This is a genomic window from Lentibacillus songyuanensis, from assembly GCF_039548255.1.
GTDB lineage: Bacteria > Bacillota > Bacilli > Bacillales > Amphibacillaceae > Lentibacillus_C > Lentibacillus_C songyuanensis.
In genome coordinates, this window is sequence record NZ_JBCLVH010000011.1 from 29475 (window position 1) to 42806 (window position 13332).

A 13332-nucleotide genomic window follows, 5' to 3' on the forward strand; every position below is an offset into this window, starting at 1 on the left:
GGTGACGAAATGGAATTTTTATATACGAGAGAAGGAGGTCACTTGGAGTCATGAATCAAAATTAAAACACCATTCTTTCACAAGTCGTTGGTGGCTCTTTGGATGCCATCGCAAAGGAGATGAGCGCAACGGTCACACGGACTGCCCGCTCTCCGTTATTTCCAGACTTGTCACAAGCGCCAGGATGTACCCTGCACTTGTATGCCATTGTTGGGGCGGTGGACCATTGTCATGCCAGTATCTTATAATCGAAAGCCAATTTTGCTTCCAGCGGTGAGAAGTCATATGGGGGATAATGGCGGTCCTGTGGCTGGCGGCTATAATCCAAAAGCAGAGGATATTTGGCATGACGGGCTTCGCATTCCACCGCTGAAAATTTATGAGCGCGGGGAAAAGCGTCAGGATGTCTTTGATATGATCGTGGCAAATAATCGATTGTCCCACTGGCTCGTGATTATATGAATATATAGAAATAACCATATACACAATTTGGCCAAAAAAATAGCCATGTATTTTAACATAGCTTTGTTATCCTATATAATTTAAAAAGATCCCTATGAACCCTGCTATAAAAGTAATACCTAAAAAATATAAAAACGTATAGATTTCATCGGACCACGTTTTTTCTTTTTTAGAAAACAGGTAATCCAGTAAAACAAAAACGGCTGCTAAAATTAACATACTTATAAAATAAATATATCCGTCAAATGTCTGGATAATAAAAAACCCGCCAGCAACCAAAATTAAACCCAAAATATTTTCTCTGAAACTAATCTTTTTTTCTGTAAAGACATTATAAATAACCATAATAAAAATCGGACCTAAAATGTATTCCATATCTACCCACCTTTTTAAAATTCTTTTTGTGCTATTTCTCCGTCTGGTTTTATAACAAATCGCATTTTACCATCCCATGTTTCGCCATCATTATCACTAATATACAAAATAACTTCTTTTGTCCCCACTTTTGGAACAGCAGTCCCGATGATTTCCTTCCATACCGGTATATGTTTTTCAACTTCATATACGCCGAATGCCGGCCCCAAATCCTTCACGATTGTATTATCCTTTACTTTGCTAGGCAATTTGTTTTTTGCGGTCTTTTGTATTTTATCCACTGCGTTTTGTAAAGGGTTAACCATATTTATACCGACTTTAGCCATTTTCGCTAATGCAAACGGACTGTAATAATTGGCGGTAAATTTGGAAGCATCCGCCATATAATAATTGAATCGTCCCATTTCAGCACCGTTGGTATAATAAGTTAAATCCGGATTATCTTTAAAAATAATAAAATTTCCGTCTTGGTTTATATAATGAACATCATGGCCATTAACTTTGGTTTTTAATGGTTCGATCCCTAATTCCTTATAATCAATATTTTTGCCTTTGCTTATTTCTTGATTGCCTTTTTTCCACTCCACGATCCCGTTTTCATTGTTATGATCCACATTCACATTTCCAGACAATTGAACCGGATCCATCCTATTCACTTGATCGAACATTTTCGCCCGTTCATAATCTTTTATGCTTTCTTGTAATACGGGTAATCCCTGTAAGGCTACACGATCCACATAATCGTTAAAACGTGCTTTCCCTTGGTTTGCTCCTGCCCGTTGTATCGTTACCTCCATTTGGTGCATTAAATCGCCAACAGAATCATGTTGTTTTTTTTGCGTAAATGCATCTAAATCATCCAGTAATTCCGTTATTGACTGATTGATTTCCTTATTATTTTTCTTAACGTTAGAAAAATTAGGCTTCGTTGCTGCGCTTATATTCGCCACGCTGTCAATAATCTCGTCAATAGAATTTTTCTTGGTTTTTAAATCATTATATGTATGTTGCATATCTTCTTTTATTTCTTCTAAATAATCGGATTGGATACGTGCATTTGTGCCGTTGTCTACTTCCGATTGGAATGTATCAATGTTATGGGTTAATTGTTCGCTTATATCATCAAATAGCTTGCTAAATGCACTTAATAATGTTATATGGATTTCAGAAAAATAGTTCTTTGCTTGATCGGCTGTTTTACCAGAAAATGATTCCATGTTTAAGATAGTTCCTATATCCGATTTTACTTGATCCAATCTCTTTTGCACTTGATCTCTGTTTTGATTTACGTCCCTTAAAAAATCCTCTAATTCCTCCCTATCTACCCTTTTATTCATATTATCCCCCCAGTTCCCATTATATATAATTGTATACATTTTTATTTGAAATTTCCATACAAAAATAAGGCGCACTATGCTGACCGACATAGTGCGCTTGCTGGGGTCTAATCCAAACACATAACACGTGATCATTTTGCAGATGAATACAATATATTGTGTATTTGACACCTCATATTAATACTATTGTAATTGATAGCAATATTAATTACAATAATATTATCATTTATTTTGCTTTAACCGCTGATCCTTTTTTGTGACACGGCGATTGCTTTTTAGACTTTGTCCCCGGCTTTACCCGTCCTTGTTTTTTCTTAGCCATGTAATTCACCCTTTCATTAATAATATTATAATTAATATCAATAGCAATAAAGCTATCATTTTATAATTGCCCCGGTGCTTTTCGCAACGTATATATTCCGTTACCTCCGGTCGGTTTGAATCGTAACAACATCGGGGTATGGTCTGGCTAAAATCTTGTAAGTTAACCCTCCAAACTTGGAAGGGGTCAAACTCCAATCACTATTCTTAGCTACTGGCTTAACATTGGTTTTATACGTTTTCCACATTTTCGCACTAGCCGGCAAATATACCGTTCCTTTTGCTTGGGTTGTTTTCTTTTTGGTCGCTTTTTTTTGCGGTTTTTGTTGCAGCCTTTTTCGTTCCACCACTAACCGTAACATATTTGCTCGATGCCATGATATAAAACGTTGCGCCTTTGGAATTTTTGATCTGGTATTGGAAAGCATCATCCACTTTAACCCGTTTTACAACGGTAGGAAATCCCGATCCTTTATTCACTGTACCCATTACATCTTTATCTTCCATGACGGTTTAACATAGAATCGAAGGGGATTTAGATGCGATGATTGGCGCTTGTAAGGTAGCCACCAGCCGGATTCAGCATATGTTGGATCAGTATGGCCAAGAACAAATGGTGAACGCGATCGATCAGCGGATTTCGTATACAGAAAAAAGGGTACGGGATGAGATTGCCAGTTGGCCGGATGGAACTTACAGCGCCGAAACGTTTGCTGATCATGACTTTCAAGGAAATCGGGATATTAAAGTTCGCACAACAGTAACAGTTTCCGGCAGTGATTTACACATTGATTTTTCTGGATCGTCCCCACAGGCGAAAGGGTTTATAAATAGTCCGCTTTCCAATACGACATCCTTTGCCTTCGTTGGGATATCTACTTGCTGCGACGAGGATATACCAATTAATGAGGGATATATGAACCCTGTTACCGTCACCGCGCCATCTGGTACCGTGGTCAATCCGGAGTTACCCGCACCGTGTGGACATGCGACTGCTTGTGTCGGCGCGGAAATTGCCGAAGCAGTGTTACTGGCGATTTCCGAATGTGCACCGAAACGCGTTGGGGTAAATGCGCATAAACTGCCGCTAGCTTATACAAATGGTGTGGATAAAGACGGAAATCAGTGGGTTAACCTAAACTTCTTCGGTTATACCGGCGGCGCTGGTGCTGCATACGAAACAGATGGCTGGGGACTGTATCCGCCAGTAATGACAGGTGTAACCCTGCCTTCCATCGAGATGAATGAGATTCAATATCCAAGTCGCGTATTAAAACATGAATATGTAGAGGACTTCACCGGTGCTGGCAAATGGCGCGGTACCCCCGGGCTGGATGTACAAATTCAGCACTTAACCGAGAGTTCAACAAGCGTCATGATGGCCGGTGTACGCAACACGACAAAAGGCTTTGCCGATGGACAGGACGCCCCAAGTAATCAGGTCATCGTCAATTACGGAACACCGCAAGCAGAAAAAGTTGACGAAACATCCTTTGCTGTGAAAATGCCGCCAGGAGGAATCATTCAATTTTACCGTGCAGGTGGAGGCGGCTGGGGAAACCCATTAGAAAGAGACGTAGACGCTGTACTGGAAGACGTGAAAAATGGCTATGTCACCATCCAAGGCGCCTACGAGGAATATGGTGTCGTTATTAATAAGGAAGATCTTACTGTAGATGGTGACGAGACAGAGAAGATTAGAAGTGAGCGGAGAGCGTAATTGCTGGCTTTGCCTGGCTGAAGTTATCGGGAAGCTCGATTACTGTAATAGTTATCTGCATGAGCTACTTTTTAAGAAACGTGCGGGAGCAGGCCTGAAACGTGCGGGAGCAGACCCAAAACGTGCGAGAGCAGATCTGAAACGTGCGGGAGCAGGCCTGAAACGTGCGAGAGCAGGCCTGAAACGTGCGGGAGCAGGCCTGAAACGTGCGAGAGCAGGCCTGAAACGTGCGAGAGCAGGTCTGAAACGTGCGGGAGCAGACCCAAAACGTGCGGGAGCAGGCCTGAAACGTGCGGGAGCAGACCCGAAACGTGCGGCAGCAGATCCGAAACGTGCGAGAGCAGATCTGAAACGTGCAACAGCAAGTACGAAATGTGTAAGATGCATAGATTTTCAAAACGAATCTATTTCACTTTTCAGCAGCCTCACCTGGGTTGGGTTCTTTTTTCTTTGAAAAGGGGTGGGCCTTTTTAACGAACTGCCGGTTGTGGGTGTGCGGTTTAGGTGGAAAGGGGGATGTTTGATTAAAAAGGGAGAGAGCGGCGTCAGACCGGTAGGGAGCAGTTTCTAAACGGGAGAGGGCAGTATTCGAACGGAAGGCCACGTGCAAAATGTTATTGCCAATTTGAATTTCTACATTACAAATGCGCGCATTATTCAAAAACTTGTGGTACAATTTTAGAAAGTATTTCAAAAACTTCATATAAAGGAGAATTCTATGTTACTTCGAAAACGCTCCAAACCGATTCCATTACTAAAGCTGGAAGTGCTTATTCCTCGAATGCCACTCTATTTCAAACAGCTGCCGATTATGCAAGCAGATTTAGCAAGCCGTGTCACTGGATATATTGGTGAAAGGAAAGTAGACTATCAGTTACGTTCGCTCACCCGCAAGTATACCATTCTCCATGATGTCTACCTCGAGCTCCCATATGGTAATTCCGTTCAGATCGACTCTCTCATACTTACTCCAAATGCCATTTTCATTATTGAAAGTAAAAATTATAAAGGAACGATCACCTTTGATACGGTCCTCAAGCAGCTTATCCGTGATGATGGGGAAAAAGAAACCGGCTTTAAATATCCGATCACACAGGCAGAAAACCATCGGATTCACCTCGAAAATTGGCTGCATGACCACCACTTTTCCAACATCCCAATCTATTATTTCATTGCCATCGCTGAACCAAGTACGATAGTAAAAGTGGAAGGAGACAAGCAGGCCATCGCAAAGGCTGTCGTACACGCCGAGTATCTTCCGCAACGCATTCTCGAAATGGATAGCGCGTGTTCGCGTCATAATCGTGGCGGACTGCCAGTGCAAAAGATAGCGAATGCGATTTTACGGGAGTGCGGTGAGTTTGACGTGGATATCATGGGGCAATATGGTGTGACGCCGGAGATAGTTTTGCCTGGGGTGCGCTGTCCGGAGTGTGGTCACCTTGGGATGGAACGCACTCATTCCAATTGGTATTGTCCCAAATGTAAAACGTGCTCACCACATGCACACAGACAAGCTTTAGCCACCTATCTTCTGCTCATTCGTCCATGGATAACCAATTCAGAGTGCATGCGCTTTTTAAAAATCCAATCGAGAAATGTTGCTACTAGACTTATGAAGGATACAGGGCTGATAAACGATAGACAGCACAGGCGCTGGGTAATAGGAACTGAATATAAATTAGAGGATATTTTAAAAAAGTAAATGTTGGAATGGAGACGAGCGTGATTTGGGCTGAAACATGCGGGAGATGGGCTGAAACGTGCGGGAGGCAAACCAAAACGTGCAGGACCCACGCCAAAACGTGCGGGAGGCACATCGAAACGTGCAGGACCCACGCCGAAACGTGCGGGAAACACGCTGAAACGTGCGGGAAACACGCTGAAACGTGCGGAAGCCACATCGAAACGTGCGGGAATCACGCCAAAACGTGCGGGACCCACGCCGAAACGTGCGGGAGCCACATCAAAACGTGCAGGACCCACGTCGAAACGTGCGGGAGCCACATCAAAACGTGCAGAAACCATGCTGAAACGTGCGGGATCAACACCGAAACGTGCGGGGTCCACGCCAAAACGTGCGGGAACTGCACCAAAACGTGTGAGAGCCACATTGAAACCTGCACGGCACTTCAAAGTTAAGAGATGATGCGCACTCAACGATGGCCCTGACAATGGTCATCTGTCCCATGTTATAATAAAACTATTGATTTTTTGCGGAGAGGATGAGTTTGATGAAGGTGACGGTGTTAGGCGGGGGTAGTGAGATTGGTGCTTCCTGTTTACATATACAAATTGGGGAGACGAATATATTAATTGATGCTGGGATGCGGATGCATGGGGAGGATCGGCTGCCGATGCTGGGGATGACAGATGAACTCGGCAAGCCGGATGTGCTGTTGGTTACGCATGCGCATGCGGATCATATTGGTGCGTTGCCGGTGGTGCATACGCTATATCCGGATGTTCCCATTTTTGCGACGCCGCCGACGGTTGATTTATTGCAGTTGATGATGAAGGATTCGTTTAAAATTTTGACGGAGCAAAGCCGGATGAATCAGACGTTGATGCCGTATACTGAAGAACAGATGCAGCAGCTGGTGGAAGCGGTCCGGGTGTTTCCGGCAAACGGTGTGCTGAAAATTGGTAATACGACCATTACGGCGTATCGTGCGGGGCATATAATGGGGGCGGTGATGTTTTTGCTGGAAAATGACGGCGAGCGGATACTGGTGACTGGTGATCTATCATTTCGCGGCGGGCGGACGATTCCTGGTGCGAAGGTTGCAGATGGAATCCAGCCGGATGTAGTTGTGATGGAATCGACGTATGGAAATCGCCTGCATACGGATAGGAATACGGAGGAAAAGCGGCTGGCAGAAAATGTGGCGGAAACAATTGCGAATGGCGGCTTTGCCTTGATTCCGGCATTTGCGCTTGGCCGGGCGCAGGAGGTTCTCCTCGTTTTGCAGGATTACATGGAAAAAGGCTTAATCCCGTCGTTTCCGATTTATGTGGATGGTCTGGTCACGCCGGTTAGCCGGATTTATCGAAATTACCCACATTACCTGAAAGGACCGGTTGCGCATCGGGTGCGGACAAACGGGGATGCTTTTTTAACCGAGGGCAGATGTATTCCGGTTAGCGCGAAGGAGCGGGAAAGCGTGATCAATGGCAAGCCCGCATGCATTGTTGCGTCATCTGGGATGCTGACGGGCGGGGCGAGTGCTTGGTATGCGAAACATTTAGTTACGAATCCCAAGCATGCTGTTTATCTGACCGGTTATCAGGATGAGGAAAGTCCCGGCAAAAAACTACTCGCGCTTGCTGAAGGCAAAGAAGACACGCTGGACATTGATGGGACAAGCTATCAGGTGAAGTGCCGGGTGGATAAATTTGGCTTGTCCGCACATGCGGATGCGAGTGAGATGACCCGGTTTATTGAAACGTTGGATCCGACGTATACCCTGCTCGTGCATGGAGATGATGATGCTCGAGCGGCGCTGGGCGATAAAATCCATCCCCGCTTTCATCCGATTCTAACGGAAAATGGGGAGACCTATCCGTTTGATAAACGAAAGGAAGGTAGTGGCGTGGTGGGGAAAAAATACAGGCGCAATCGCGAACAGGAGCGCCTTCGCAGTTATATCGGCCATGTGCTGCTTTACAATAAGGATGGGGAAAATACATTGAAATTTGGCCTCTGTCAAAATGTCCATCCGAAAATTGCCACCTTCTATTGTGACACGCCCAAAGGAAAATTGGCTAAAGTCGAAGCGACCCATATGATGGAAACGCTTGGACCGTGGGGCTTATCGATGGAGACATTTGCTGATGTAGCCAGTCGTGTGCTAACCTTTAGCCGTCCAATGTTAAAGGATGTAAACTGGGATTTGCTGCCGGATTATATTTTATCCTTGCAAGAAATTTTTCAGCGGCTCAAGCTAGCGGATGAGGCCCAACAATTTGCGGTTGCTCTGGCTTTGCAAAGCATACCCGAATCACACCGGCATGTAGACTTGGAAGGGCGCGTTGGGTACAAGCTGGATCGGGAGCTTCGGTTTCAACTGAGCAATTTGGACTTGCCCATTCAGGCGATAAAAATGAACGCCAATCACGCCATGGATGCTGTCCGCGATTATTTTGCCGAGCATCCGCGATTCCTGCGCTGTGGGGTGCAGGAAAATGGAACAGAGAATGAACATATTCTGCTGTCGTTTGATTTTCCCAATAGTATTGCAGACGCAGAACGAAAAAAGATAACGAATGCCATCAAGCAACAGACGGGCTGGGACGTGGTATTTTCCGATTCGGTCCGGCATGAGGCGTTCCAGCCATTGCTTGCATCGCTGCTAGAAAAAAACGTCGCCATGCCATCCGTTCATATTCATGATGCCGTGGTGATGACCAAAGAAGCGAAACCGGAAAACAGCGCACATATTATGGAGCAGTTTAAGCAGACAACCGGATTTCGGCTGCAGTTTGCGGAAGATGGCGATGTCGCGGCTGCTGGTAGCACAGCAGGCAGTGCAGGAGACAAGAGCGGAATTTACATGCCAGAAACCACTGTCGCGCCATTGGAAAACAACCAGGCTATCGCAGTTGCCAAGCAATATGCCTCAGATTATGGCGTGACAATTTTTAAAACAGGCATGAAACAAATGAACGGCCATGACCTGATGGAACTGCATTTTATATCACCTGAAGTTGCATCAAGGTATGGCGACATGATGCAAGCATTGAGCAATGAAATCGGTATGGCGGTAACGTACGCCAGATCGCCGAAACAAAATGAAATCATCCGGATCACGAACCAGGCCATTCCAGCCGAGTGGGGGCAACAAGGCAACCCATCTGTGCACATGGATAAGGGCGAGGTTTCTGTCAAAGTAGCAAACGAACCAGGTGCAGCTGAATTGGCTGAGATTAATGAAGAAATGGAAGCGGAAACCGGGTATACGCTGCAGTTGAAATAGAAAGGGCGCTGCGCCTGGATTCTGAGCCAGTTGAAAAGTGAATGGCGGATAAAGTGGAACATCATTCCGTGGGGGCTTTCAATGACCATGTCATGTTTGGGATGAATCTGAAAAAAGGTGCATCGCAAAAAGCTCAAAACTTCCAGCTATGAAGAGAAAAAAATTTTCGTGCTAAATTCAACTATATACCTCCCAAAAATATGCTGATTATGAAATAACGTAATGGTGAAATTACTATAATAACAGCATATACGGGAGGTTTTTAATTATGATAACAAGAAAAGAAAAATGTGAAGCGGAAAAGGATAAAAAGTATTTTTTCGAGTTCATGAAAATCCAGAATCATTTTTGCGAGGATCTAAATAAGAAATGAAAGCAAGTAAAAGATCCAGGGCATCCAAGCTATGTTACGTATCATCCAGATGTTATTTTAATGATGGTTATGATGGAAAATGCATCCAGTCTAGAGTCGATGCGGGAAAGACAGATGCATTTAATACAGATAACTGTATAGAAAATCTATCAAAAATACTGGAAATAGAAGGCCTGGAGGAGTTACCACACTATGATACGGTGAACGATTTCCTGTCTCGCTTAATTAAATATAGAGGAACTTGAAAACATTCGGACTTACATGGTAGAAAGAACTCATAAATAAGAAGTGCTTTTATAATTATCGGATAGACGGTAAATATTGGGGAATCATCATTGATGGAACAGGTCTTTTCACATTTTGAAAAAAGCATTGCCTGAAACGAGAATATAAGAACGAAGAAACCGGAGAGAAAAAGACGCTATATATGCATCATGTTTTGGAAGCAAAGCTAGTAGTTAGAGACATGGTTTTTAATATAGCATCCGAATTTATTGAGAACGAATCAGAAGATGTAGAAAAACAAGATTGTGAACAAAATGCCTTTTATCGGATGGCAAAGAAGCTAAAACATACGTTTAAACGGCTGCCAATTGTATTAACGCAGGCAGAAGCCGTTGGAAAATCGAAAATGAGGGATTCAATACCCAGAAGAATATTCGCTACTATATTCAACATGCGAACAGTCATGATTATCATGCAATGAAGAATCACTATCTTTTAACACAAATAACCGACACCTCATGTGATTGATAAATTTACTCTTCATAGCTATCAAACTTCACTTTGGGTTGACACATCTTCACAAAACCTGTAACCTATAATGCTGTATGTTAATTTAATGGACGCTTTAAATCTCGCATACGCATGACACACTGCCGAATAGAACAAAGAATGGCCAGTGATCCGAATGTGAGTTTTTTGTGTTGTTTGAGCTTTACTATAAGCTAAAATTAGGAGGGCAACTATTGAATTCAAGTAAGAACAAGCCAACAGTAGATAAGCCAGTTCTTTTTCTCAGTGGAGGTGTGTTGCTTGCCTTTGTGATTCTGGCGCTGATTAACCAGGAGCTGGTAACCAATTTGGTAAATTACCTGTTTGACTTTTCCGTAACATATTTTGGTTCCATTTATCAGTTTCTGATGATGGGAACCTTTCTGATCGCATTAGTTTTAGGATTTTCGAAGTTTGGAAAGATACGTTTAGGAAAATTGGAAAAGCCGGAGATGAGCAATTTTAAATGGATTTCGATCATTATGTGTACTTTGCTTGCTGCCGGAGGAGTATTCTGGGCTGCTGCAGAACCATTGAGTCACTTTTTAGAGGTACCGCCACATTTTTCTGGTATCGATGATGGTAGTAAAGAGGCTGTGTCACCAGCACTGGCATCGACTTTTGTTGACTGGGGATTTCTAGCCTGGGCTATTCTCGGTACACTGGGCACATTTGTGTTCATGTATTCCCATTATCACCGCGGTGCACCATTAAAACCAAGAGCATTGCTTTATCCGATTTTTGGCGATAAAATCATTCATAAAAGTGTGCTTGGAACCATCGTCGACACGTTTTCCATTATATCGGTGGCAGCAGGTACCATTGGCCCCATCGGATTTCTCGGATTACAGGCAAGTTATGGACTGAATTCTTTGTTCGGCGTTCAGGATAATCTATTGGTACAGACCTTGATTGTGATTGTGATTGTTCTGGTAGCAGGGATCTCTGCCGCCACAGGTATTCACAAAGGAATTCAGATTTTGAGTAGTTATAATGTCATTCTGGCGCTCTTTCTGATGGCAGCCGTCCTTGTACTGGGACCGGCACTATTCATTTTTGACTCGTATTTGGAGTCGTTTGGCCTGTATGTGCAAAACTTTTTCCAAATGAACACGTTCCGCAGTGATGGAGCTTGGCTGGGAAGCTGGACGGTCTTTTTCTTTGCCTGGTTCATTGGATATGGTCCGATGATGGCCATGTTTGTCAGTCGTATCTCCCGTGGCCGTACCATCCGGCAAATTGTTACTACCGTTGCCATCATAGCGCCTGTCATCACAACATTTTGGTATACGGTCGTTGGTGGGACAGGCATCTTCAAAGAAATGAGCAATCCAGGGTCTATTTCCACTGCCTTAGACAGTAATGGACCACCTGCCGCAATGATAGCTATTGCCGATCAATTGCCATTTGGAACGCTATTAGGTTTTCTATTTCTACTAGCAACCATTATCTTTGTCCTGACTACGACTGATTCGATGTCCTTGACGATTTCCATGGCCATTACCGGGAATGGGGATCCATCTAAATTAATGCGTGTATTTTGGGCATTAATCATGGGGCTTGTTGCAACGGTCCTATTAACCATTGGAGAAAACAGTGTAGACTCTTTGCAATCCTTTATCGTGGTAACAGCCGTGCCAGTATCCCTGCTCATGCTGACGACCTTTTGGACTGCACCACGTGCCTGCCGAGAACTTGCCAAAGAACAGCTTACCCAAGAATAAGTGGGACAAAGGGATGGGAAACACATTCCGATTGGCCGGATGATGACGCAGGAAATGTCACTTTAAGACTAGCGCCAGAGGATGAAAAGCTGCCAGGTACACTGTTGACAAGTCCATTACTAGAAGATGATACAGCTTTTGGTACGAATGGCGGAACATCTCCAGACCAAATAGTGGATATACGAGACGTAGTGGATTACTATCAAGACGCAGGTGATTTTGCGGATGATACAAGTTCCAAATCAATACAAACACATTTAACCGCAGTGGTACAATTTGAAGAGCAACAGGAAGGAGAAAAGGTTGTGAAGCATATGAAGGATTCGAACAATTACTGAACTACCAACGGGAAAATGAACTGATTTCCGAAGAAGCTTTTCTTGTTTTGAAAGCAGATGCAGATGAAATAATAGATAAATGGGAATAAGCATCAAGTCTCCTTACAATAGGGGACTTGGTTTACCTTCACCTTCAAAAGAAGAAACACCTGTATACATGATCAGGAGCAATATTGATTTACGATCTTCAAAAGACGTTCAGATTCTTCTGAAGCACGCTCCACCAATCGCGCGCTAGCTATCATGGGATCCATTCTAAAATCTCTCTTTATACAAACCACTTTCCGCAACGATAAATTTCAGCTGTATTTCCTATAGCTATTGGAGTTCCTAGATCCATAAGTTATCCCCCCTTTAAATGGGTTAAAAAGTAATAATCTCCCCAACTAGTCTCATTCCCCTAAAAGAAAAAGTCCTTTTTATTTAATCGAATAATAGCTGCCAAGGGGATCTCAACAGCTATTTTCATTATTTTATTTACTTCTCGAAATCGGGATCCAAATTTCACTTTTGACAGTTGGTAAAGTGAAATCTTTACTTTTAATCGACAGGATTTCCGGTCTATCTATTGTTGATAGCTTGAGGATGGAAACCATTCCGAATAAATACGTCCTCATGTTTCCTGCAATGTGCTGGGAAAAGGACCTACCGATTCGAAAACAGCCCAAGTACAAGCAGGAACTTCCAGTTTAGAAAGGCCTTCTGGACACTCTTTGGTAGTCGCTACCCTTATCCGGCCTAGCTGCTTCACTCACCACATGGCGGAAAACAACATCCGTCACATCTTCCATGGGTGCCAATACAAAAAACGGTCGCGGTAAGTCACGCCAAAAATTATCTTTCATACTCCAATTCAAATCCTCTCATGATGGAACGTCTGGTCAAATGCTTATCCAAAATTTAAAATAAGCATGTGCCTGCTGTTTGGCGCG

The 13332-nt window shown here is 43.6% G+C and carries 10 protein-coding genes and 3 pseudogenes; 8 read left to right on the forward strand and 5 right to left on the reverse strand.

Annotated elements, in window-relative coordinates; genetic code table 11:
* The first annotated feature begins 231 nt into the window (after positions 1–231).
* A complete protein-coding gene (locus WMZ97_RS12085; protein WP_343272348.1) occupies positions 232–462 on the forward strand; it encodes a hydantoinase B/oxoprolinase family protein in 231 nt (76 codons plus the stop codon).
* A 66-nt stretch (positions 463–528) separates the two neighbouring features.
* Here the strand turns inward: WMZ97_RS12085 and WMZ97_RS12090 are convergent, their stop codons facing one another.
* The 3 genes from WMZ97_RS12090 to WMZ97_RS12100 all read right to left on the reverse strand — a co-directional run bounded on the left by WMZ97_RS12090 (position 529) and on the right by WMZ97_RS12100 (position 2926).
* On the reverse strand, positions 529–837 hold the full coding sequence (locus tag WMZ97_RS12090; protein WP_343272349.1) for a hypothetical protein: 309 nt from the start codon (positions 835–837) through the stop codon (positions 529–531).
* 14 nt (positions 838–851) lie between these two features.
* Complete coding sequence (locus WMZ97_RS12095) at positions 852–2174, reverse strand: T7SS effector LXG polymorphic toxin (protein ID WP_343272350.1); 1323 nt, start codon at positions 2172–2174, stop codon at positions 852–854.
* Positions 2175–2596: 422 nt separating this feature from the next.
* Positions 2597–2926 (reverse strand): hypothetical protein, encoded by a 330-nt coding sequence (locus WMZ97_RS12100; RefSeq protein ID WP_343272351.1) that lies wholly within the window; start codon positions 2924–2926, stop codon positions 2597–2599.
* 113 nt (positions 2927–3039) lie between these two features.
* On the opposite strand from WMZ97_RS12100, the gene WMZ97_RS12105 reads away from it, so the two are divergent.
* The 7 genes and pseudogenes from WMZ97_RS12105 (at position 3040) to WMZ97_RS21930 (ending at position 12489) form a co-directional block, all read left to right on the forward strand.
* Positions 3040–4215, forward strand: a complete 1176-nt coding sequence (locus WMZ97_RS12105; protein ID WP_343272352.1) for a hydantoinase B/oxoprolinase family protein — start codon at positions 3040–3042, stop codon at positions 4213–4215.
* On the forward strand, positions 4172–4669 hold the full coding sequence (locus WMZ97_RS12110; protein WP_343272353.1) for a hypothetical protein: 498 nt from the start codon (positions 4172–4174) through the stop codon (positions 4667–4669). The genes WMZ97_RS12105 and WMZ97_RS12110 overlap by 44 nt, the downstream gene beginning before the upstream one ends.
* Before the next feature lie 264 nt (positions 4670–4933).
* Positions 4934–5920, forward strand: a complete 987-nt coding sequence (locus WMZ97_RS12115; RefSeq protein WP_343272354.1) for a nuclease-related domain-containing protein — start codon at positions 4934–4936, stop codon at positions 5918–5920.
* A gap of 529 nt (positions 5921–6449) precedes the next feature.
* Positions 6450–9191 carry an MBL fold metallo-hydrolase gene (locus tag WMZ97_RS12120; protein ID WP_343272355.1) on the forward strand — a complete coding sequence of 914 codons (2742 nt, stop codon included), beginning with the start codon at positions 6450–6452 and terminating at the stop codon, positions 9189–9191.
* Positions 9192–9991: 800 nt separating this feature from the next.
* Complete coding sequence (locus WMZ97_RS12125; protein ID WP_343272356.1) at positions 9992–10270, forward strand: hypothetical protein; 279 nt, start codon at positions 9992–9994, stop codon at positions 10268–10270.
* Between the two features lie 262 nt (positions 10271–10532).
* Positions 10533–12062 carry a BCCT family transporter gene (locus tag WMZ97_RS12130; protein WP_343272357.1) on the forward strand — a complete coding sequence of 510 codons (1530 nt, stop codon included), beginning with the start codon at positions 10533–10535 and terminating at the stop codon, positions 12060–12062.
* A 191-nt stretch (positions 12063–12253) separates the two neighbouring features.
* A pseudogene (locus WMZ97_RS21930) lies at positions 12254–12489 on the forward strand (FIMAH domain-containing protein).
* A 384-nt stretch (positions 12490–12873) separates the two neighbouring features.
* On the opposite strand, the pseudogene WMZ97_RS12140 reads toward WMZ97_RS21930, so the two are convergent.
* A pseudogene (locus tag WMZ97_RS12140) lies at positions 12874–13133 on the reverse strand (GyrI-like domain-containing protein); the annotation flags it as partial.
* Positions 13132–13245 (reverse strand): annotated as a pseudogene (locus WMZ97_RS12145) (tRNA-dihydrouridine synthase); the annotation flags it as partial. The pseudogenes WMZ97_RS12145 and WMZ97_RS12140, both read right to left, overlap by 2 nt.
* Positions 13246–13332 lie beyond the last annotated feature (87 nt).

Excerpts from the sequence above, each read along its gene's own strand:
- WMZ97_RS12105 (WP_343272352.1), top strand. The coding sequence starts at position 3,040 with ATGATTGGCGCTTGTAAGGTAGCCACCAGCCGGATTCAGCATATGTTG.
- WMZ97_RS12085 (WP_343272348.1), top strand. The coding sequence starts at position 232 with ATGCCAGTATCTTATAATCGAAAGCCAATTTTGCTTCCAGCGGTGAGA.
- WMZ97_RS12120 (WP_343272355.1), top strand. The coding sequence starts at position 6,450 with ATGAAGGTGACGGTGTTAGGCGGGGGTAGTGAGATTGGTGCTTCCTGT.
- WMZ97_RS12125 (WP_343272356.1), top strand. The coding sequence starts at position 9,992 with ATGCATCATGTTTTGGAAGCAAAGCTAGTAGTTAGAGACATGGTTTTT.
- WMZ97_RS12090 (WP_343272349.1), bottom strand. The coding sequence starts at position 837 with ATGGAATACATTTTAGGTCCGATTTTTATTATGGTTATTTATAATGTC.
- WMZ97_RS12110 (WP_343272353.1), top strand. The coding sequence starts at position 4,172 with ATGGTGACGAGACAGAGAAGATTAGAAGTGAGCGGAGAGCGTAATTGC.
- WMZ97_RS12095 (WP_343272350.1), bottom strand. The coding sequence starts at position 2,174 with ATGAATAAAAGGGTAGATAGGGAGGAATTAGAGGATTTTTTAAGGGAC.
- WMZ97_RS12100 (WP_343272351.1), bottom strand. The coding sequence starts at position 2,926 with ATGATGCTTTCCAATACCAGATCAAAAATTCCAAAGGCGCAACGTTTT.
- WMZ97_RS12115 (WP_343272354.1), top strand. The coding sequence starts at position 4,934 with ATGTTACTTCGAAAACGCTCCAAACCGATTCCATTACTAAAGCTGGAA.